The sequence below is a fragment of the Vibrio sp. 10N.222.51.C5 genome, from assembly GCF_041474575.1.
GTDB lineage: Bacteria > Pseudomonadota > Gammaproteobacteria > Enterobacterales > Vibrionaceae > Vibrio > Vibrio crassostreae_C.
The window spans coordinates 1-21,940 of the sequence record NZ_JBFRUJ010000029.1 but is presented as its reverse complement, the minus strand read 5'-3'; the positions used below and the strand labels follow the sequence as shown (position 1 = coordinate 21,940).

The 21,940-nt window shown below is 44.2% G+C and carries 16 protein-coding genes and 1 pseudogene; 3 read left to right on the top strand and 14 right to left on the bottom strand.

Going from position 1 to position 21,940, the window contains the following annotated elements:
• Positions 1-110: 110 nt before the first annotated feature.
• Positions 111-1,793, bottom strand: a complete 1,683-nt coding sequence (locus AB4558_RS09965; protein ID WP_372074803.1) for an alkaline phosphatase family protein — start codon at positions 1,791-1,793, stop codon at positions 111-113.
• A gap of 165 nt (positions 1,794-1,958) precedes the next feature.
• On the bottom strand, positions 1,959-2,747 hold the full coding sequence (locus AB4558_RS09960) for an SUMF1/EgtB/PvdO family nonheme iron enzyme (protein WP_017060470.1): 789 nt from the start codon (positions 2,745-2,747) through the stop codon (positions 1,959-1,961).
• 137 nt (positions 2,748-2,884) lie between these two features.
• On the opposite strand from AB4558_RS09960, the gene AB4558_RS09955 reads away from it, so the two are divergent.
• Together AB4558_RS09955 and AB4558_RS09950 are read left to right on the top strand one after the other, a co-directional pair.
• Positions 2,885-4,216, top strand: coding sequence for an anaerobic sulfatase maturase (locus tag AB4558_RS09955; RefSeq protein ID WP_372074805.1), 1,332 nt, complete (start codon positions 2,885-2,887; stop codon positions 4,214-4,216).
• Positions 4,217-4,303: 87 nt separating this feature from the next.
• Entirely contained in the window at positions 4,304-5,362 is a 1,059-nt protein-coding gene (locus AB4558_RS09950; protein ID WP_017060468.1) for a HEAT repeat domain-containing protein, read from the top strand.
• A 147-nt stretch (positions 5,363-5,509) separates the two neighbouring features.
• On the opposite strand, the pseudogene AB4558_RS09945 reads toward AB4558_RS09950, so the two are convergent.
• The 12 genes and pseudogenes from AB4558_RS09945 to AB4558_RS09890 all read right to left on the bottom strand — a co-directional run.
• Positions 5,510-5,722, bottom strand: a pseudogene (locus tag AB4558_RS09945) (gamma-glutamyltransferase); the annotation flags it as partial.
• The gene (locus tag AB4558_RS09940; protein WP_371726260.1) at positions 5,712-5,795 is read right to left on the bottom strand and encodes a hypothetical protein; all 84 of its coding nucleotides are present in this window, start codon (positions 5,793-5,795) and stop codon (positions 5,712-5,714) included. The gene AB4558_RS09940 and the pseudogene AB4558_RS09945, both read right to left, overlap by 11 nt.
• 145 nt (positions 5,796-5,940) lie before the next feature.
• Positions 5,941-7,032: a sulfate ABC transporter permease gene (locus AB4558_RS09935; RefSeq protein WP_229648367.1), complete on the bottom strand. Its 1,092-nt coding sequence runs from the start codon at positions 7,030-7,032 to the stop codon at positions 5,941-5,943.
• Position 7,033: 1 nt separating this feature from the next.
• Positions 7,034-7,510 carry a hypothetical protein gene (locus AB4558_RS09930; protein ID WP_017060466.1) on the bottom strand — a complete coding sequence of 159 codons (477 nt, stop codon included), beginning with the start codon at positions 7,508-7,510 and terminating at the stop codon, positions 7,034-7,036.
• 10 nt (positions 7,511-7,520) lie between these two features.
• Positions 7,521-10,724 carry a response regulator gene (locus AB4558_RS09925; RefSeq protein WP_372074808.1) on the bottom strand — a complete coding sequence of 1,068 codons (3,204 nt, stop codon included), beginning with the start codon at positions 10,722-10,724 and terminating at the stop codon, positions 7,521-7,523.
• 213 nt (positions 10,725-10,937) lie between these two features.
• Entirely contained in the window at positions 10,938-11,312 is a 375-nt protein-coding gene (locus AB4558_RS09920) for a hypothetical protein (protein WP_017060464.1), read from the bottom strand.
• Between the two features lie 108 nt (positions 11,313-11,420).
• Positions 11,421-13,559: an ATP-binding cassette domain-containing protein gene (locus AB4558_RS09915; RefSeq protein WP_017060463.1), complete on the bottom strand. Its 2,139-nt coding sequence runs from the start codon at positions 13,557-13,559 to the stop codon at positions 11,421-11,423.
• Complete coding sequence (locus AB4558_RS09910) at positions 13,556-15,142, bottom strand: ABC transporter transmembrane domain-containing protein (RefSeq protein WP_017060462.1); 1,587 nt, start codon at positions 15,140-15,142, stop codon at positions 13,556-13,558. Before AB4558_RS09910 ends, AB4558_RS09915 begins: the two co-directional genes overlap by 4 nt.
• Entirely contained in the window at positions 15,132-16,556 is a 1,425-nt protein-coding gene (locus AB4558_RS09905; RefSeq protein WP_017064679.1) for a TolC family protein, read from the bottom strand. The genes AB4558_RS09910 and AB4558_RS09905 overlap by 11 nt, the downstream gene beginning before the upstream one ends.
• A complete protein-coding gene (locus AB4558_RS09900) occupies positions 16,531-18,762 on the bottom strand; it encodes a response regulator (protein WP_372074810.1) in 2,232 nt (743 codons plus the stop codon). The genes AB4558_RS09905 and AB4558_RS09900 overlap by 26 nt, the downstream gene beginning before the upstream one ends.
• Before the next feature lie 3 nt (positions 18,763-18,765).
• Entirely contained in the window at positions 18,766-20,115 is a 1,350-nt protein-coding gene (locus AB4558_RS09895) for an HlyD family type I secretion periplasmic adaptor subunit (protein WP_017060459.1), read from the bottom strand.
• 12 nt (positions 20,116-20,127) lie between these two features.
• Positions 20,128-20,478 (bottom strand): hypothetical protein, encoded by a 351-nt coding sequence (locus tag AB4558_RS09890; RefSeq protein ID WP_372074812.1) that lies wholly within the window; start codon positions 20,476-20,478, stop codon positions 20,128-20,130.
• Positions 20,479-20,669: 191 nt separating this feature from the next.
• Between AB4558_RS09890 and AB4558_RS09885 the strand changes: the two genes are divergently transcribed.
• Positions 20,670-21,940: cadherin-like domain-containing protein (locus tag AB4558_RS09885; protein WP_372158765.1), on the top strand; the 1,271-nt coding region annotated here is incomplete at its 3' end.

Sequence of the window (21,940 nt, the reverse complement as noted above, 5' to 3'; positions counted from 1 at the left end):
GCGATGAACCTTATTTGTTTCGACCTAGTGAGTCAGAAACAGATAAACGGCTCTTTTATTGAGTGGGTGCTGGATTCGAAATCTAGCTCACGAAACCTTAGAGATTGAGTCTACTCAGTGATCTCTTGCAGCACTTCTCCGATTGACCCGCTTGGTTGGGTGATACCCAGTTTGTTCGAAAGCGTTGGCGCAATGTCATATGGCGTCACTGCTCGCGATACCTTCTTAGCTTCAACGTCGTAGCCTGCAAAGATCACAGGCACATGAGTGTCGTATTTCCACGGAGAACCATGTGTAGAGGCAATTTGGAGGCCTTCCATGTCGTTAATGTAGCTGCGCGGTGCAAATACTACGTACACGTCGCCAGAACGAGCAGGGTGGTAGTTGTTTTTAATTAGCTGCATCACATGCGTATCCGGTACTCGGTTAGCCGCAATGTCACTACTTGATACAGCAAACGCAACACCTTTCACTTTTGCAATTTCATCCGCAATAGCTTCTTGGACCTTAGCCAGATCAAGCTTCTTCTCAGCGATCAGATCATGATTCAGATAGATGTAAGGTTGTGCGTACAAGCGAATCGCGTCTTTGGTTAAACCAAATTCATCCTTCAATCGTTTCTCAACACCACTCGAGAGTAGTGTGTCTTTATTGAAGTATTGAGCTTGATTGAAACCAAGCGCATTTGCCGCAGGTGAAGATTCAGGTACACCGTGGTCGGCAGACAGCACAATCAATGTGTTTTCTAGCCCGACTTGGTTATCCACGGTTTTGAAAAGCTTAGCGAGAGTCTTATCAAGTCGGATAAGGTTGTCTTCTGTTTCTAGGCTTTCAGGGCCGTAAAGGTGCACCACGTAGTCATTTGATGAGAAACTCACTGACAGATAATCGGTCACGTCGCCTTGGCCAAGCTTCTCTTGCATCAACAAGGTGCTAGCGAAGTTTTCCGTGATTTCGTCACCAGTAGGGCTGACGGTTAGCGTTGTGCTGTAGTACTTGTAACTTGCCGGGCCATAAGGATGAGGGAAGGTGCGTTGGAAGTCACCGAGTTTCACTTTGTGTTCGGTATCGTGTTCTTGCAACGTGTATTTATCACGCGGTAATGAGAGCTCCCATTTCTGTTTGGAATACTGAGCAGCAATCGCTTTCTCGTTCCAGCGTGATACCCAATCTGGATACTCGTCATAGTAATAGTTACTGGTGACAAACTCCGATTGTGCTTTGGAGAACCAGAAGGCTTTACCACTGTGTCCTGCCAATGAGATTGCGCCGCGGTCTTTCACTGATACACCGAATACTTTTGATTTGCCACTATTGGAAATCGTCAGTTCGTCACCAAACGTGGTGGAGAGTATTGGCTCTGGAGAGCGGCCATCGCCTTGTGCTGTCTTCTGCGTTGGGTCGATCTCTGTTGCTTTATCGACACCTGCACCAGAGGTCAGCATTTGGTAGTTACCGTCTTCTACGTTATACACCAAACGTTCTTCGCTACGGTCATACCAAACGTTACCTACCATGCCGTGTACGCTCGGTGGAGCACCTGTTGCAAGCGACACATGGCCCACGATCGTTTCTGTGTTGCCATGTTGGTAGTTTGCGTTGGTGTAGTAGGTACCATCATCCATTAAGTACCGGAAACCGCCTTCACCGAAGTTGTGCTTATATCGTTCGATTAGATCTGCGCGCAGGCCATCTACCGTGATTTGAAGGACTAGATTTGGCTTTTCCTCAGCTGAAGCTGGGAGAGCGCAGAGTAACGCGAGGGTTAGTCCTGAAAGCTTGGTGTATTGCATAGAGTTTCCTTATTCACTGTTGCCGCTGAGTTCTAATGTTTGGTCAGGTTTCCAACGTTTGGCCAGATTTGTAACGTGTGTGCAGTGCGAATCGTATTTTTAGTATTGTTGGTGACGATTAGTGAACCATAACCTTCGGCATCTTTAGTTAGTTCGCTTCGTTAGCTAGTTCACATCCTTAACTAAACGCAGCCCCATATCTGACATAGTGATCGATTGGCTTGCGAAGTCACGACGGTAACTTTCAGATTCATTTTCGTCATAAGCAAAGCTGCCACCGCGAACCGATTTGTGTGATAAACCGACGTCGCTGTGTTTTGCGTTGTTAGGGTTGTCTGTTGGACCGAATCGGTAGAAGGTGTCATCGAAGGCATCGATAACAAACTCGCCCACGTTTCCTGTCATGTCATATAAGCCTAGTTCATTTGGTTTCTTTAGCCCGACTGGATGTGCGCTATTTTTAGAATTTGCTGAGTACCACGCAACATCATCTAAGTTATTGGAACCACTGTAAGTATAGCCTTTACTTTTATTGCCACCTTTGGCTGCAAATTCCCATTCAGCTTCAGTAGGCAGACGGTATTCTTCACCCGTTAATTCATTCAACTGCTCAACAAAATAGTTTGCTTGCTGCCAACTAAGGTTATTGACCGGAACTTGTGGGTTTTGGAAATAACTGAGAGATGAACCCATCACCGATTCGAACAATTCTTGAGTCACCTCAAACTTCGCAATATAGAAACTATCTACAGTTACATTACGTGCAGGACGCTCTGCTTTGGTCGCTTCTGGACCGTTCGACCCCATGGTGAATGTGCCGCCTTCAACCAACACCATCTCTTGGTCAATTTGTTGGGCGATGGGGTGTGTAGGCACGCTTGCACAGCCACTCAGAAGGATAGTCATGGTGACGCTGCTAATTGTTGCTAACTGTTTGTAATTAAGAAATTTCATCACGTGCCTCAGATGTTCGAAATAGGGTCTAATTCTAACGTTTAAGGTCATTCCTATTGGTTATAAAGGGTATAACATGTCACCTGATCGAATAGGAATTATGATGGGTCCAGAATACTTAAATAGGTAGGTAAATCATGCATATTACTCAAGGTCCACAATATAACGGTAAAGCGTCTAAGCGCTTGCATGTCATGGCTAAGCCGATTGGCGCAGCATGCAACATTGACTGTAAATATTGTTACTACCTAAGTAAGCAAGATTTGTTGGAGTACAAGAAAGGCAGTTCTCCAAGAATGGATGATGAGACGTTAGAAACCTACATCCGACAATACATCGAAGGTCAAAACACGCCAGAAATTATCTTCTCATGGCAGGGCGGTGAACCGACAATGCTAGGTTTGGCGTATTTTGAACGCGTGGTTGAGCTACAGAAAAAGTACCAACCTGAAGGTGTATTGATTTCAAACGATTTACAAACCAATGGTACCTTGCTGAATGATGATTGGGCGGAGTTTCTTGTGAAGAACAACTTCCTGATCGGTTTGAGTATTGATGGTCCCGAAATGCTGCACAATGCCTATCGTGTTAACAGAGCTGGCCGTGGCACATTCAAACAAGTGATGGCGGCTGTGGAGCTGCTGCACAAACACCAAGTGAAGTTCGCAACGCTTACCTGTGTGAATAACCTCACCAGTCAAAATGCACTTGAGGTCTATCGCTTCCTACGTGATGTTGTGAAGTCACCGCAAATGCAGTTTATTCCTATCGTTGAACAGAAAACGTTCCGAACGGTTGCACCACAAACATCCCAAGTGAGCGAACAGCTCAAACAAGGCGACAAACGCCTGATCCCCGGCCATAAAGATTCGATCATGGAATCGTGGTGTGTGTCGGATTTGGCTTGGGGTAATTTCCTTATTTCTGTATTTGATGAGTGGGCTAAGAACGACATCGGTAAGGTGTTTGTTCAGTATTTTGAAGCAAGTTTAGAAACGTGGATTGGGCGTCCGAACCCATTGTGTACCTTGAACGAGATATGCGGAAAGGGTTTGGCAATGGAGCTAAATGGCGATGTTTTCTCATGCGACCACTATGTTTACCCTGAGTACAAAATTGGCAATATTCATCACGAGAAACTTGATGATTTGGCGTACAGCGCACCACAGCAAAAGTTTGGTTTTGCTAAATCCCGCACACTGACCAGTCAATGTCAGCAGTGTGATTACAAGTTCGCTTGTCATGGTGAGTGCCCTAAGAACCGCTTTATCAAAACTCGTGCAGGCGAACCGGGCTTGAACTACTTATGTGCAGGTTGGCATAAGTTCTTTTCTCATGTCGATAAGTCGATGGCGTACATCGCTCGCGCGATGGGGCATCCGGTTGCTCATGGTAAATTCAGCGACTCAGTATTGATGGCGCATCGAGCAAAACAGGCGCAACAAGCTACGTTCGAGACCAAGTTTTAACTCGTTCTTTGGATCAACAGGTCCAAGATAAATTTAATCAGATACGAGTCTAAGGACAGGCTAAGTTCTCCAGTTTAAGGTAATACTATGATGAAGAAGAGTTTAGCGACGGCTGTTGCTTTATTGATTTCAACGTCCGCATTAATTTCAACGTCTGCGATGGCTGCGAATAGCGTTCAACAAACGGTTGACGCGCCAGCACAAAATATCAATCAAGTGCTTGAAATGACGGACACTCAAACCCGCATTCAACAGTTGTCTTACATGGCACAAGATCAGAATCAATCTGTTGAAAATCGTACTGGTGCACTGCAAGAGCTTGCTTCATATCCAAGCCAAAATGCGCTGGTGGCGGTGGCAAGAGGCTTAAAAGATCAAAACCCTGAAGTTCGTGAAGCGGCGGTTATCGGTTCTGAACCTTACCAACTTGAACATCGCTGGGCGTTAGTTTCACCCTTGCTAAAAGACAGCGATACCATGGTTCGCCATACGGCAACGTCAAACCTAGTCCGTGACTTCAATGCATTGGATGACGAGCAGAAAGCACAAATTGAACCACCAGTCATAGAGCTTATTAGCTTCTTGGAAACGCAAGAATCTGAAAAGTACCAATTACTGTTTGCTGATGTGCTTCGTTGGCACAATGACTGGGATAAGGCGGAAACGGTTTATCTAGAGCTGATCAATACGCATCCAAAAGAAGCGCAAGTTTGGTTGAGCTACGCAGATAATTTTCGAGCTCAGAACAAAGATAAGCAAGCAGTCGAAGTATTAGATCGTGGTTTGGAGAGCGTGCCAAACAACGCCGCTCTGCATTATTCGAAATCGTTGACTCTGGTTCGCCTTGAAGACAAAACTGCGGCAGCCAAAGAGATTGAAGTGGCTGCGAAGCTAGCGAAAGATAACAGCTACTACTGGTACCTAAATGGGGTATTACAAGAAGAGTTGGATATCGACAAGTCGACTAAATCGTTCGAGAAAGCATATTTGATCTCTGGTTCTCCAGAGCAGCTATACGCGGTATGCGATATCTATGTGCGCTACGGAAATGAAAAGACCGATGATTGCTTAGGTGAGCTAGGTAAAGTAGCTCCTGACTATGTTATTGATCAGTTGAAAGATAAACGAGTAGCGCCAAGCTCATAATATCCTAATGAGTAATTAGCGAAGCCTATAATGAAAAGCCAGTCGACACGTTCGACTGGCTTTTTCGCATCCATGAACTGCTTAGACGAGGTTCAAGCAACTAAAGACAAAATAAGGGCAAGCCTGTTACTTGCCCATTTCGTTTTATTATTCACCCATAGAGCTTGATGCACGGCGTCTGTCGGTCGCGCCATAGATCTTGCCATCTTTGACTTCAATGGCATTCAAGCCACTGACGACTGGAATGACATGCACCGGATAACCGAGCTGCATGAACTCTGGTACTAACATTTCGGCGTAGGTTTTCTTTTCGACGAGCAAACCCGTTGGGTCATAAGGTTTGGTACGATCAATCTTGGTCTTTGTCTTTTTGGTAAAACAGCGCAAAAGTACCGCCGCCAATCCCAGTCATATCCGGTTCAACCACCGACATTGTCATCTGCATCGCCACCATTGCATCGACTGCATTACCTCCTTGCTTGAGTACCGAATACCCAGTGCTGCTTACATATGGATTCGTTGCACTTACCATAAACTCTTCGCCAGTCTCGTCTGGCGTAATTGGAAAAGGATTTGGGTTAGAAGACGAAACTCAACATGATCGTATAAAGGACGGCATCTTTGTCATCAAAACCAGTAAGTGCGTTGAAATTCTCAACAAAGGCACCGTTTGCTTTACGAGCCTCAAAATATTGCACTTCGCCATTGATGGAGACGTTAGGTAACACATCGTAATCCACACCAATTAGGTAGCTGTTTCCTGTTAGGTGTTCGTGAGAATCAAACTCTGCTCCGTAAACGACGTATGGAGTGAATAAATCTAGTCTGTAGCCCAAACTAGCGTACATCGAGGACGAGATGTTACTGATCTGTCCTTCACTTGCAAGCACCGCTTGACCTAATTCATACTCAACACCTAACGACCAAAGTTGAATGTGTTGGTTGCCTTGTTTGCTACTGAATGGAGCTGTTATCGAAGTCCCAGGGATTGTAATCGTGCCAGAAACGGTTTGATCAAAATTGGAGTCGAGGAATGACAAGTTCCAACGATAGTTTTCACCGCTCAATTGAAGATTGGCACCGAACATTCGGTTGGTTTCAAATTCCAGTTTTGTAGTCGAGTTGAAATCTACGTCATTTTTATCTTTTATGCCGATAAACGGAGTAAGTAAAAGAGTAGCTTCGTCACTGACATCGTGAGTCCAGCTCACTTTTATGCCATTGAAAGCTGTGATTCCGAGAACGCTGTTATACACCTCTGTAGGTGGCCTCGCGGTCATATAGGCTTGGCCTACATAGTAGTACTCAGAGGCAAGGAACAGTGGCAGTCGTAATCGACCAATGCTGACATCAAAGTCATTAAATTCATAACCTAAGTAAGCCCACTCTAGCTGCGGCTCACTCCAATCATATTGGGGTGGCTTGACAACTTGCACGGAAGCTTTGAATGAGTTGTAGAAGTAATCGAGTTGAACACCAAATGTGGTATCACAGTCGTAACAGCTCTCATCAGTAAAACCGCGGTTGATGATTAATGGATTATCGTTATCCGATGTTGCCCAAGACGTTGAGCCAAAGCCACTCAAGGATAAATTATCGGTAAGTTCGATATTCGCAAAAGCCGGAGAGGCCATTGAGGCACATAACACTGACGTAATTATTCTTTTCATATTATTTCTCCGAACTTATAACGTAGAGAACGTTGGCATTTTGAGGAACCGAAGAGAGTGGGGAGTAACCAATACGGTTTGGTTTGTCATCAAGCCAGTCGACTAAGCTGTCGGTTGACGCCGTTTTGATTTCTCTTGGATAACGCGCTTTTCCTGAAAAAGATAAACCAGCCCAGTGTGCATTCATTTGAGCGGCATTTTTTCCAAGCAAAAGCTGATAAAAGTCCTCTCTTTCGGCACTGTTCTCAGGCCAATCAGACAGTTCAACACGTTTGCCATTGAGGTGCTTAGTTTTCCCTCTATAGAGCTTTCGCGCTTTGTTTATTGATATCTCTTCAAATCCGGAGTCTAAAGAAAATATGGCATAATCTTCAGCGGCGTGAGCAGGGCTTAGAAAAAGCAAGCTTCCTAATAGCCCTACCGCGACTGGCAACATGACTCTGCGGGGAAGTGTTTTTATTGTTCTAATCCAATCCATGAGGTATCTCCTAACAAGTCGCACTTTCTATTTGATGGAATAGCTTTTCTTTTCTTACGGGCTTCGCTACGTATCCATCCATTCCGGAATCAAAGCACTTTTGAATATCATCATCGATAACACTAGCGGTTAACGCGATAATAGGAGTTTTGCTTAAGCCTTGGTTTTTCTCGTGTTCTCGAATCTCCTTAGTTGCCGTGAAACCGTCCATAACAGGCATCATGCAATCCATCAAAATAATGTCGAAGCTACTGTCGTTCTGGTACATATCAACGGCAATTTGTCCGTTGTCTGCAATTTCAAAGGCATATCCGGCCTTCTTCAGCATGATAGAAGCTACTTTTTGATTGACGCGGTTGTCTTCGACTAGCAAGATTCTCTCTGATTTGCTCGGAATTGCGTTTTGTTCCGCTTCTTCAGGCAAAGTACGTTTGGTCGCAGCCCCGTTGATAATTGGAGTGACAGTTGCAGGTTGTTTCTTAGGTTGAGCTTTATAGGAAGCTGGTAGTGGCATAGCTTCTACCGCGGTGAGTACTTTCTCTTTAAGCATTTCGAACTTGAATGGTTTTGGTACATAGTCATCCATACCAACGTCGAAACACCTCTGAATATCGTCATCGATGACACTGGCGGTCAATGCAATGATAGGGATGCGTCGCGTCGCTTCTGTTTCTTTTTCAATTCTTCGGATGTTGCTTGTTGCATCAAAGCCATCCATAACCGGCATCATGCAGTCCATGAGTATCACCGCGTAATGAGGATTAGCGGTGAACATGTCCACAGCTTCTTGACCATTATTAGCGAACTCGAATTCAAAACCACTTTTACCGACATGAAGACCAGCAATTTTTTGGTTGATCTTGTTGTCTTCAACGATGAGGATTTTGTGTTGGATCTCGACTGATGTCTGGCTTGCTTCTGATAGTTCCGCCAAACCTCGTGTATCACAAAGCTCAATAGCTTTAATTAAACGCAAGCCGAGTAGGGGCTGTGCGACTTGTGCAGTAACGCTGTCACCAAGATCCGCTGGCTCACTTAAGAAGGAGCGTATCAAACAGATAGTGATGCCGTTTTGGTGCAGCTTTTCTAAGTTATCTGCGTGGGTATTAGCTAGGAATGCGTCATCTTCGGCGAAAACAACAGTAATAGGTTTAGTGTGTTTTTGAGTGGAGAGCTGCTCTGTAATTGCCGTTATATCATTCGTTTTATCGGTAACCTTCAAACCATAAAGGTTAAGGTCGGACTCGATTCGCTCGGAGAGCATGTTTTCGTTACCCAGCACATAAATATCAGCCGTTGCTGTACTTGGTTTTGGCAGTATCAAGTCAACAGGCAATACCAAGTCGAAGTAGAAACAGCTTCCTTCACCTTTGACGGAGTCGAGTTGAATTTGACCACCCATCAGCTCTACCAACTGTGTACTGATGGCTAGACCAAGACCAGTACCACCAAATTGGCGTGTGGTTGAATCGTCTTCTTGAGCGAACGGTTCAAATATCTGTTTTTGTTGCAGTGAATCGATACCAATACCCGTGTCTCGTACAGCAAATCGAATGGTGGCATTGTTATCTGCTTTGTTGAGCGTTTGAATTGATAATGTGACGCCACCTTCAGCCGTAAACTTCACCGCATTCGACATAAAGTTCATCAAGATCTGTCTTAAACGGTGATCGTCTATCATCACGCGTGCTGGTGTATCTGGGCTGATATCAACGTTAATCGATATTCTTTGTTCTTTCGCTTTTGGTGCCACAATAGAGGCGATGTCGTATATCGACTCTCTAATCGATGCAGAATGCGGGCTGATTAATAGCATGCCAGACTCAATTTTAGAGAAGTCTAAGATATCGTTGATTAAGCTAAGGAGCAGTTGGGATGAAGTTTCGATCGTATCAACATAGTCACGTTGTGTCGGTGTAAGCGGCGTATCTGCGAGGATTTCCGAAATACCAATAACACCATTGAGCGGGGTGCGAATTTCATGAGACATGTTGGCCAAGAAGCTACTTTTTGCTTTGCTGGCTTGTATTGCGTGGTCTTTCGCGTGTTCGGCATCCTCTTTGGCTCTCTCTGCGTCTTCTTTTGCTACCGTCAATCTCTCTTTCGCGAGCTCTCGTTCGATGGTCAATCGTTCAACTTGCTGAGCAAACAGACTGAGTTCATCTTTACCTTGGATTAATTTATCTAAAGAAGGGCGCGTGTCATCATTTTCGCTTTTTAAGAAAGCTAACACCAAATTAAGGTTGTTAGTGACTTGTCTCGCCAAGCTAAGAGTTAAACCCATAACAATCGCTGCCAGCAAAGCGACGATTGAAATAAACAGGGTTCGTTGTATTTGCGCGTCATAGATGGCTTGCTCAACTTCTTGTTGAAACTCTTGCTTGATTACGCCGCCAAGGCTTTGTAATAAGTTGAGCCGTGCGCTCATCGCTTCTAAGCCGACAGACACTTCTTGTGGCGTCAGTTGGCTGATTGTATTTAGGTCGAGTAGCGCGCTTCTTATCTCTTGGCTTTGAGCAAACACATCATTTCGAAACACTTCAACCATCAAAGAAACTTGATGTTCGTTGGCGTTCAATGAAACAAAGCGCTCTAAGAACAATTGCTGTCTTTCACTCAAGGTTTTGATCTGTTCGGCGAGTTCTGGGTCGTACTCTTGGCTGATTTGGAAGATCTCAATCAGTGAACTACCAAACTTGAACTCTTCGTTCGACCAAAACATCAACCACTCAAGTTGTTGAAGGGCAGTGAGGTGCTGTTGAATTTCACGTTTAGTGTTTTCAAAAGGGACTTTCTCTACTTCAAGTAACAGTTGCTTGTATAAATCGCTCTGCCATTCGAGGGCATCCAATTTATCGTAAGTGTCAGTCACTTGCATCGTCGATAAGGTCGCTTCGCTGAAATCGGCAACAAGTTGATTCATTTCACCAGATGCGTCTAAAAAAATGATGGGAGACAGGTTTTTAAGTTCTGCCTTTACTTGGTTGCTTTGAGTAGCAAACTCTTCAGGGCTAGAGGCTAAGGTACTTCTATACAAAATAGAAATATCTTGAAGATAGACAGATAACTGATTGGTTCGTTCAAAATCGGTTAACTGAGTCGTTAATATATAAGCCTGTCTACCTGCTAGGAAGAGTAATAATGAAATGGGAAGTAGAACTAAGCCAAAGAGTTTATGTTTGACTGAAAGGTTATTCCAAACCGTAATCGCCATATAAGGATCCATCCAACTGTCGTTATATAAAAACAGTAGAATAAAAATGCCGATATGGAAACTTTGAAACGGTAAATTTTACGTAAGTGTGGGAGAGGTATAAGTTCTTGTGATTCCAGAGCTTATTTTGAAATGCGTTCTTTTATTAGTAATTTATAGCGTTTGGCAGTTTGTTTAATTTTATGCTTATTGATGAATCACTTAAAAAGCTTACTAATGAGGACGATTGTTATCGAGGCTTAATTCGAAAAGAAGTTGCTCTAATACGGTTTTTGCAGAGGGTTCTAATGTCCAAATACCGAGCATTCTGTTAAGTGCGGCGCGATACACTCTGTTTTTTAGTAGGAAGGCGAGTGTGCTCGTATCATTGCTGAATACGTGCATTTGTACGATGGTGAGCTCTGCTTTGTTCTCAATGTCTATTTTCTGAAGATTGAAAGCGGGTAGGAAGGCAGACTCATACCAAACCTCAACGATCTCTCGAAGCTCCATCTCTTCTTCAGGTACATCGCACTCCTGAAGTTGGTGGTTTTCAGGAATTGCGGATAAGTAAGCTACATCAAGCTTGTCTGCAACGAATGTGTACATATTCTTCCTTGTTACCTGTGGTATTGGGGCGAATCATCCCTCCCGCTTATGAATTTGTCAATTATATCCATTTCCCTAAATAGCGAATTGTGATTAAGCGTTGAGGTTTTAGCTTAAGCTGTTTAAGTATTTGTCTGTTAAGCCAAAATATTTCAAATTTCCATCCGGCTCTAACACTAAACTCATGTTTGATGTTGCGATCAAACCAGGGTCGTTAGTCGAAAAAATCACGGTCTTATTCAACAATTTATCGGAGAACAGGCGATTAAAGTATTGAGCGTTTTCTTGCTCTGCACCGTTGAACGGTTCATCAATGATAATCAGAGATTGCTCACAGTTACCTAGGCCAAGTACCAGACGCAGTTTTTGTTGAATTCCATTCGGAAGACTTTTGCATTTATCCACGCTTAACTGAGTAGCCAAGCCTTCCGGAAGCCATTCATCTAATTCGAAGAAGCTGATCATCTCTTGCATCTTGTCTGTTGGAATCAGTCCGTTGTGTAAAATGAAGTTGGTCTCAAGTGAGCCTTCAAAAATATGCAAATTGAAAGGGATGTAGTTAATCGACGTGCGATAACGGTAGCTATTGAACTGTTTAATGTTGTAACCATCGACAGATACAGCGCCTTGATAGCGGTCTTCTAACCCAGCAATGATTGAAATTAAGGTGGTTTTACCGCAGCCCGTAGGGCCACAAATGACCACTTTGGCACTGGGTGGGATTTTGAACCCCAAGTTAGTTAAACCCGTTGCGGCTCCTGCATATCGGTGACTGACTCCGCTGCCCACAATGCTTCCTTGGAACAGGCGAATAGGTGGGCTTTTTTCTAAGGTCAATTTGTCGTCATTCATCGACATCAGGTTGTTTATCTGTGCTGATGAAGCCTTGATCGATTGGAACTTGGAAATTGAGTTATAGATACCCATGATTGGGCCTAACGCTTTCCAAACCAAAATAACGGTTGCGAGCATGGCACCCGCATCAGAAGTACCTTCCATCACGCCGATTACCGCGGTCACGATACTTGCTGTACCAATCACTTGAATCAAACTGCCACCAGCGGCCTGAATCTTACTGTTAGTCACGGCAACGTTCTCTGCATCGCTGGTGCTTTGCATATGCGATGCACTGAATCGAGATTGAACGACACGAAGTAAAGGCAGGCCTTGGATTGTTTTGATACCACGAAGGATTTCGTTCCATTGATACGAGACCATCGCATTGGCGCGCGAACTTTTGGATGTGGCTTGCGAGTAGATATAGCGAGAGTAAATACAGAACACTAACATCAGGATTAAACCACCCATCACCACTAATGCCGCTGTACCAGACATCAGAGCAATGGCGATGATAAATACGATCACAAACGGCATATCAAAATAGCTGAGCGTCGATTCGGCAGTCACCAAGCGTCGGAAGGTATCGATATCTTTCAAACGTGCTAGCTGAGAAGAGACCCCAGCAGTAGATGTCATCGCATAGGGTAGCCAAAGCAATTTAGATATAACGGCTTGCGAGATGTGCACGGCGAGGTCTTTACCGGAAGTGGCAATGATGTTGACCCGCATTTTCTTAAAGAAGTATTCAGAGAAGCCGACAATAATGGCGAATAAGGTTAGCCAATAGAGTGTGGCTTCGGAGCTCGAAGTCAGTGCGAAGTTATATACACTCATAATAAAGAATGGCTGCAATGCACCGAGAATACTGATGACGAAGCTGAGAATGATCAGGCTTTTAAGTTCATTGTTATAACGATAGAAAGCGTATTTAATCCAATTGCTTCTGTCTTGCGATTCCGGAGGTGGCTCGCGGAACAGACGAGAATATTCGCTAATCGCAATCAGCAAACAGGGCTTTTTGCACATTGGGTATTCAATGGTGTTGTTGTTCGTGTAATCAAACAGCAGCAACTTTCCATCTTTGGTGCCTAAGAAAATCGCACTTAGATTCTCTATTTCAATAAAGCATGGCTGAGGGTGTTTATCTATATTCTCGAGTGTCTTTAATTTGGTCACATCACAGCGATACCCAAGACGCTCTATGGTTGCTGTAAAGCTGTCGCTGTCTTTGTGTTTCGGAATAAAAGCATCGCTGAGTATCGCGGGTGTGCCTTCCCATTCGAGTGCTATCAAGGTGTAGGCCAAACCGCGGATAAGTGGCGATTGACTGTAACGTTCGTCGTATCCGCTGGATTCAAAATCCAAGACACGTTGCGGTACATTATTGAAGTCGACTAAGATACTCATTGGTCACCTCCGGTAAGTTTTACGCGTTTGAGGCGATGGTTAAGCTTGTCCATTTTATTACTGGCGATGATCAAGATTTTGTCGTTGGCTCGATAAGCCGTACTGGTGAGAACCATTCGTGCAAATTCCTCATCAAACACACAGTCGATGTCATCAAATATCAATACGCGCTTACTGGCGAGCAGGGCGCGAACTAATAATAGGGCGTAGCCAACTTGGCGTGAGAATGGGTTACGCATATGGCCTTTGAGTTCTGTATAAAAACCGGCAGGAAGCCCATCAATTTGAGCTTTGATGTTCATGGTTTCACACAGTGCAAACGCCGTGTTATTCAAGCTTGGGCGGAAACAGGTGAGGTTATCGATAATCGTCCCTTCTACGAACGAACTGGTCTTATCAACCATCAGAACACTGTTACGCCAAACGTTGTAATTGACGTCATCCAAAGGCGTGTCGTTAATCATGATATCTAGTTTGCTATCACTGTTCTGACGCGTAATACAGTTAGCGAGGTGGGTCTTACCTGAACCACTTTTCCCTGTCAGCAAATAGGCTTGTCCGAGTTCGAACTCGATACGCTGCTTTTCAGAATACTTAACCGAGATACGTTCTACTTCTGTTGTTTCATGTTGGTGTTCAACAGAGGCGGCCAATTCAAGGAGGTCAACGATACGCTGAATATGGAGTTTGTTTAACTCCCAACGGCTCGCGGTGCGCATCACTTGTTGGTAAGGCGCAAAATAACGGTTGGTTAGCATGATGATCGCGGCCATGATGCCTTGGCTAGATTCCATATTGATAACGGCCGTTGCCAGTACCACAACAACACAAGCTATAGAAAGCTGTTGGATGAGCGCCAATATTAGGCTGAAGTTAGATTCAATCTGCTCATATTTGATGTTCTCAACTTCGCGCTCTTCGACCATTTGTGTCATCAGGCTTTCAACGCGGTATTCCATATTTCGAGCTTTGATATCAAGCGGGCTAGAGATGATCTCAATGATTTTGGAGGTAGTTAACCCTTCGATGTCTGACTTATTCTGCAAACTACCAATCTTTTGTTTGGAAAGGCTCCACGCAAAAATAGCCAAGATGACAGAGGCAATCAGAAGGGTAATGCCAGCCCATATGTTGATGAGTCCTATGATGAGGATAGTGATCACGCTGACGGCAAGGTTGATAAGCGCTCGAACCGATTCGCCACCAAAGAAGGTTTTCAATTCAGGAATGGTTGAGATTCGTTCTAGGTATTCGCCTGGCTCCAAACGTCGGAACTTAGAGATTTCCGCCAAACAGATGGATTGAAATACCTTATTGGTTAAGTTGGTCTCAAACTGCCTCATGATGACAGAGGAAATCTTCTCTTCCTGATTTTTTAAGTGATAGTCGAGGAAGATAGAAATCAAGATAATCGCGAACAATAAGAACAGAGTATCTTGTGCTTGGTTGGGTAACACTCGGTCAAAAATGATCAGAATGGAGAAGGGCAGTACCAAACCAAACAGGGTCGATATTATCGTTGAGAAAGTCAGATAACACTTATCTGCCATGTTGATCTTTTGCGAAAACTGCTCAGTTTGCATTGCGACCTCCTTTCCTCAACGACTCCGTTGAGAGAAGATGTTTAGGCACCAAATCTTGATTGTCTCGTCCCTCAATATCGCTCATTAATTGCATCACGCTTTCGATAGATTGAATTGAGAGTATTCCCTTAATTTGCTCAAGCTTGATGGTCTCGATGATGTAGTCGTATCGTGCGCTTTCGTAGTCTCTTAAGGCGCTGAATAGTTTACTTTCCGCCGCCAGCAAGTCGGTGATAGTACGCGTGCCCAATTGGTAGGCTCTTTGGATCCCTTTATAAGACGCGTAGTTGGCGCGAATGATGTTTTCGTAACTGCTTATAGACTGCGAGAAATCGTTAATGTTGAGCACGGAGGTATTCACACTGTTACGTGTGGTGTAAAGCGAATCTTGGTAAAGCAGCTCAGTACGTTCGATGGCCGTCGATGATTTTTGATAGCCGTAGTAATCAGAGCCACCAGACAAGATAGGAACTGCTAGGTTTAACCCAACACTGGTTGAGTTACTTTCGCCTGTCGCTGTAATGTCGGTTTTGTCGAAGTTATTGGCGTCATCGTGTCGATAGCTGGCTGAAAGCGATACGGTCGGTAAGAAGTTCGAACCGCTCTCTTTTAAGCTTCTGCGGCTTCTCTCGACGTTTTTCTTAGCCACTAACAAGTCGTTGTTGAGCTTTAACGCTTGATCCATGATTGATCGTTGTTCGGTTTCGTTTATCTCTTTTAAAGGCACACTTTCGTAGATATCTTGAGACGGAGTGATAGGGTATTGAATCTGAATCGATAGCCCGTTGAGAATGACGCGACGGTCTTTCTGCAAGGTTCTCAATCGATTCGACACACCTTCTTTCTGAGCAATCACTTCGTAAAGCTCACTGGCGGCTGTATTGCCGAGTTCCACATTGCGTCGCATCTGATGTTCACGCGTCTCAGACGACTTAAGCTCTACCTTGGTCGCTTTAATTTGTGCGTTGTTTTTCAAATACTCAAAGTATTGAGAGCCGATTTCTGAAATAGTGCTTTGGATTTTGTTCTCGTGTTTAATCTCTTCAATGTTGAAGTCGAGCTTTGCCGTCCCATATTTGAAAATATCGCCCAGATTGAAGATCGATTGAGAAAGGGAAAGGCTGTAGCTGTTCGAGTTATAGCTTGAAGTTTCATCAGGCACACTTGATAGCAAGGTTTCATTTTCATTCCATGTGGTATCGGCAGCACCATTGAGGGAAGGAAGAAATTTTGAGCGGCTGATACCAATGTTGTACTCGTTCTCTTCGACCCCTTTATCACTCGCCCGAAGAGAAAGGCTGTTCTGCAGACCGAGTTCTACCGCCTCAAGCAGGGTAGTCGCCGATGCTGAAGGTGTCGTGCTTAATGTAAGCGCAGCTATGATGCTGCTAGTTAAGTTTTTGTACCGCCACATACTTGTTGATCACCTTGATGATTTGGTCGCTTTTATAAGGTTTGCTGATTACGTAATCCATTCCGGCCTCAATACAAGCCTGGTGTTCGTTACTGCTGGTCAATGCGGTTGCACCTATGATGGTACAAGGGTTTTTCTCGTTTTCTTGTTCGAATTGGCGAATGCGTTTTGTGGCTTCGATGCCACCCATACCCGGCATGATGCAATCCATGAAGATGATGTCAGAACGCTTGTTCATAAAGTGCTTCACGGCATCGGCGCCATCGCCAACCATGTCTGGTTCATATTCTTGTTTGGTCAAGATTCGTTTCAGTAAAATTTGTTGAACTCGGTCATCCTCTACGATAAGGAATGAGCTGTTTTCCATCTGTTCTTCCGATGCTTCCGCTTCCATAATGGTGAGTAGGTTTGGAATGAACTCGTAAGGGATAGCAGGAGCGTTGATGATTTTGTCGACGAAGCTATGACACTCTTGTGCTTGCTGAGTGTTGGTCACTGACAACAGTAACTTGGTATTTGGGTGGTTCTTAAGCTGAGATTTCACCGTCTTGCTCAACGACGGCAGCTTGTTGGGTTCAAAGGTATCGGTCAACATTATCGCATCGTAATCACCGAACGTTTTCGCCGCTGAGAAAAGCTCATTTGCAGTGCGAATCTCGGTGATATCAAGCCCCAAGTTACTGAGCATTTTCTTCATCACATCGATGCGAACTTGAGTATTAGCACACAAGAGTAAACGCTTGCCATCAAAGCGAGTTTTCTCTGTGTGGAAGTTCTTAGCCTTAAGATCAAGCTCGATCTGAAAACGTTCCTGAGCCCCTGACTGGAACCAGTGGCTCTCGTAATATCCGTAATCCTTCAGAACGCTTTTCGCTAAGTCATCTGTGCTGGCTGTATGGTCTTTGTGTGCGCTCCAATGGAGTTTGTTGAGCTTGGCAACAGAAACATCCAGTGTTGATAAGAAGTTGAGGTTGATGGTGACACGGGTATTTTCCATGTCTGAAGCCGCACCCGATTCAATCGTTACAAACAGTTTCTTATTTGATTTGAGTTGAATAGCGTTAGAAAGTTGAAGGAACAGTATCCAGAATAAGCTGGTGGATTGGCCTGCAACACGATTCGGTAAGTTGTCAGAGATAAAACAGTCAAGTTGGCTTTCATTACGTTGTACTTTGGCACTGATATGAATCATTAATTCAGATAACACGCTCAGTAAAGAGAACTCTTTCGACTTGCTTTCCGTACCCTGTGATATCAAGCGATTATAGTTTTCTGCTAACTCAGATAGTGTGCTACACGCAGAGGTAATATCGTTCGCCATCAACACGCCGTTTTCATCGGTTTCTTGAACCAGATATTGGACACCACCGTTGATGGTGTTTGTAATTCCGCGAATCTCATAACCGATCAGCGCATACAACTGTTTGTAGAGATCGTTATTGCGCTTTTGGTCTTCTAATTTACTGAAAATAAGTTTGAGATAAGAGTAAATCTGACGCTGCTTGGGGTTGATGCTAACTTCATTAAGAAGCTCTTCAAGACGTTGTAAATCTAGCTGCTTCAGCTCTTGATACAGGGCATCGAATTCATAGTCGATTTCGCGTTCGTTAGAACTGGATTTCTTTAGCTTCAACATAGCAACTGAGTTGGATAGAATCGTAATCACAGCCAATATCACGACCACCATAAACAACCAGATAAAGAACTCGTTTTTTTCTGACATTAAGTCATTTGCATGGTTGTTAAACATGGTGCGATAGTTGTCGTCCATCTGCAGATAGTTATTGGTCAATGAAAGGTACAAGCCTAATACGTCGTTACGTGTTTTTGCGCTATCGGAGAAACGATTAATCGCCAATTCCAGTTGTGTGTATTCAGTTGCCCCAACCAAGCTGAACTCGGTTTTGTTCAACGAGGCTAAAGAGCGAAATTCATTAATTTCAAGCTTCAAGTTAACCAGGTTGAATTCGTTAGTGCCGCAAGTGTTGGTACTTAAACACTGTTGCAGAGTTTGAATATCTTGTTCTATGGTCTGATTAAGCTTCTGGGCTTGTATGAGCAGTGGGGCGCTTTGCACTTGTGCGACTGAATCTATTTTTGACCAAGAAAAGTATAAATAGAAAGCGAGCGCAGCCAATACCACGCTAAATAGTATGCTTAGACGTAGGGCGGGTATGGAAATATTGTACGAAGGTTTACCGCTCATTGATTATCTCTCATCGAAAGCATCCTCGATGGCTGACATCACCGGTTTCGCAGCGTATTCGATCACGCGACGCGAGCCTGTTTTCACATCAGCGGTAAACTCCATGTAAGGTGATAACTTGTATTGAGTGCCTCCTCGTTCAAGAAAGTTTCGGTCAATTTCAATCTCAGCTAAATAGAATTCAGCGTCTTCTTCTTCGTATGATGAACGGCTGATTGAGGCGATGGTTCCCTCAACAAACCCGTATTTTGCAAAGTTATAGGTATCCATTTTTACTTTCACTGCCTGACCAATTTCGACAAATCCCATGTCTTTACGTGGGATCTTCGCTTCACCGTGTAACGAATTATTTATTGGGGCAATATCGGCGATACTTTCTCCTGGCGGAATCACAGCAGAACGGAAATTGAAGTGAAGTTTATCGACCACACCATCGACTGGCGAGTAGACGACTAGGCGATCAACCTTGTCGGAATGCTGCGGTTGTAAGATTCGCTTTAGCTTGAGGTCTTTGTTCGCTTGAATGATTTGTGCTTGGTACTCAGAGTTTCGATTCTCAACCAAGTCACGGTGTTGCTTTTCCAGTTTGTCGAGTTGGAAACGCTCATTCATCACAGATTCGTCAAGGTTCTCAATCTCACGCACCATATTCGACTCTTGTACTTTCATGTTAAGAACGTCGACATAAGACGCCATCTCTTCTTTATAGAGGGTGTTTTTGATGTTGAGCTGCTTACGTATCAGAGAGAGTTGATTCTCTGAACTTTTGCGACGCTTTAACATTGAACTGATCAACGAGTTCTTGTGCTTAATATCGTGTGTAATGAGTTCTTCATTTGAACGGTTTTTAGAGAATTCTTGTCTCCAGGTATTCATGTTGACCTGAACTTGCTCAGGGTATTTCTCAATGAAAGCGTCGAAGTTAGGCTCTATCATGTCGCGTAAGCTTTCATAACGAATCTTATCGAGCTCTATCTGAATAATTTCAGTATTGACGGTATCAAGTTGAGTGTTACGGTCAAGTGAGCGTATTCGAGCGATAGGTTGGCCCTCATAAACGACTTCCCCTTTTCTGACTAACAATTCTTCTAATATCCCGCCTTCTAAATGCTGAACTTTCTCAACATCCGATTCCAATAGCAGTTCGCCACGTACAGAAACAACAATATCGATACGTGCTTGTGACGCCACCGCAATAGCGACCAAAGCGAGCAAGAATATAATGAGCAACGTTTTGTGAACGCTGGTCATGGCACTAGCAAGCACAATAGTGTCATCAGCTGTGACCTTAGAAGCCTCGTTATTGGAAACGAGTGCTTTTCTGAGGTGATGTTCTATTTGGTTATTGCTCATGACTGACCTCGGTTACTTGCCATCTATTACTTCCTTAATATCCAACAAGTGGTTGATTTGTCGATTGACGTTGCGCAATTCAGTTTTTACATCCTCTATTAGATCTTCCGGCGCAGGAAACTCGTGTCTACTCAAGTGTTCCAATTTGGCCATTTTTGGCGGAAGGTCTTGGTCGCAAAGCAACGTTAAGATGGTCTTCAATCGTTTTGAGTAACTATTGAGTTCATCAAAATGATTACCGTTATGAAGCGCTTCTATATTTAGGGCTGCGTCAGAAAAGTCATTGTAAAAGTCGCCTAATAGCAATTGCAGCCCTTTGTGGTTGTTGTCGACCGAGCGCAACAAATTCGTCATGTCTATCATCGCTCCACTGCCTTAATTGCTTTAATCACAATAACTAAGGATCTTTAAAGGCAGTTTTCAAATTTTTTTTGATTCTTTCTCTTTAAAAAGAAATTATGAAAAATGTTGTATAAAAAAATTGGTTTTTCAAAATGATGTCCTTTAATGCCTCTATAAATACGATCAGTTAGCTAGTAGCAACGGAGGCTGTAATGGCAGGCGAAAATAACCAAAACAACCAAAATGAAGATCTAAATGACGCGGTAGAACAAACGGACACGAACGACGCGGGTACGCCCTCCCAACAGCAGAATCAACAAAATCAACAAAACACGATTGCGTCGACAATAGCGACGGGTGCTGAAAATGCGGATGCGGCAGACGAAGTTAACCAGGCTTTAGACGAAAATCCGAGTGGTGCAGGTAATGCTGAAGATGCCTCTGCTTCTGGTGCGGCTGTGCAAGAAGAGACGCCAGAAAGTGATGGAGATTCAGACGCTGCACAATCCAATGTAGTTGGTGGAGCCGCTTCTGAAGCTGGCTCGGATAACGCTGCTGGCAGTGGTGGCGGTGCTGGAGCGGGCGCACAAGCTGTAGGTGGTGATATCGCAGAGGCTGCGACAGGTGGTGTAGACGCTGAAGGTAATGAAGAACAAGGCCAAGCTGCGCGTACTTCAGCAGCGCCGAGTGCGACATCTTCAGAGTCGGGTGACCAACAAGTTGGTGATGAGCTAGATTCACAAACAGTAGAAGAGACGTTTGCAGTTGATGTTCAAGCTTCTGACGAAGAGACCATTAGCGAAGTAGAGGATGACTTTGATTCTGAAACGGTAAGCGAAACGTTTAAAATCAAAGTGGAAAGTGAAAATGATGCGCCAGAAGCTGAACAAGATCTGGCTTACATCATGGATGAAGATGGCTCCATAACATTCACTCAAGAACAATTACTCGAATACGCAAGTGATGTAGATGGGGACGAGCTTGTTGCTTCTAACGTTCAAGTTGGTGATGATGCAACAGTTCAAGACAATGGTGATGGTACTTTCACCGTTGTTCCTTCAGCTGATTTTAATGGTGAACTTGACCTTACTTTCGACATCAGTGACGGCCAAGAAACGATTAGCAGCGCAATTGATTTAACGGTACGCCCGATTAATGACGCGCCTGTTCCTGAAGATAAAACGTTTGAAATCGAGGAAGACGGAACTCTTGTATTCACCGACGCTGACCTCCTTTCTGGTGCGACAGACATTGAAGGTGACAACCTAACGGTTGAAGGTGTGACCTACGATGGTGGCGACGGTATCCTTACCGACAACGGTAATGGTACATACACCTTTGCGCCAAATGAAAACTTCAATGGCGACGTAAACTTCGGCTTCGATGTCTCTGACGGAACCGATACGGTGTCAGCAAACATCGATGTGAGTGTAACTGCCGTTGATGATGCGCCAGTGTCTGGCGACCTAGCGTACTCAATCGA